This is a genomic window from Flavonifractor hominis (assembly GCF_040095835.1).
GTDB lineage: Bacteria > Bacillota > Clostridia > Oscillospirales > Oscillospiraceae > Flavonifractor > Flavonifractor hominis.
The window spans coordinates 1-848 of sequence record NZ_JBBMFT010000038.1 but is presented as its reverse complement, the minus strand read 5'-3'; the positions used below and the strand labels follow the sequence as shown (position 1 = coordinate 848).

Below are 848 nucleotides of genomic sequence, written 5' to 3'. Positions count from 1 at the left end.
GATACCATCCGCGTGGAGCAGACCGAGACGTCCACCGTATTGACGGTAGATGTGACCGGCAGCCGCGGCCAGTCCCGTACCATTACCTTTGCCGGTTTGGAGAAGCCCCCTGTGGTCACCGGTGTGACCGTCTCTCCTGACACCGCCAGCGTGCAGGTGGGCGCCACCCAGCAGTTCACCGCTGAGGTCACCGGTGAGAACGAGCCCAGCCAGGCTGTGACCTGGAGCGTGGAGGGTGCTCAGTCTGAGACCACCGCCATCTCCGACACCGGCCTGCTGACCGTGGCCGAGGACGAGACCGCCGAGACCATCACCGTCACCGCTACCTCCGTGGCCAATGAGAAATTCTCAGGTACCGCTACTGTCACCGTCACCGCCGCCCCGGTGGAGACCTATACTCTCACCGTCAACGGCGGCACCGGCTCCGGCGACTATGAGGCCGGCGCTCTGGTCACCGTCACCGCCAACGCCCCCGAAGAGGGCATGCAGTTCGTGAACTGGACTGCTGATGGCATGAAGCTGGAGGATGACACCGCCAGCACCCTGACCATCACCATGCCGGCCAATGCCGTGACCCTGACAGCGAACTATGAGGCCATTCCGGTGGAGAAGTTCACCTTGACCGTCAACGGCGGCACCGGCTCCGGCGACTATGAGGCCGGCGCTCTGGTCACCGTCACCGCCGACGTCCCCGAGGCGGGCATGCGGTTCGTAAACTGGACCGCCGAGGGTATGACTCTGGAGGACGAGACCGCCGCCACCCTGACCGTTACCATGCCGGCCAATGCCGTGACCCTGACGGCCAACTACGAGGCCATCCCGGTCACCAACGTCACCGGCGTGAAGCT

The 848-nt window shown here is 64.9% G+C and carries 1 protein-coding gene; it reads left to right on the top strand.

Annotated elements, in window-relative coordinates:
• Positions 1–848: InlB B-repeat-containing protein (locus WMO45_RS13635; RefSeq protein WP_349141439.1), on the top strand; the 848-nt coding region annotated here is incomplete at both ends.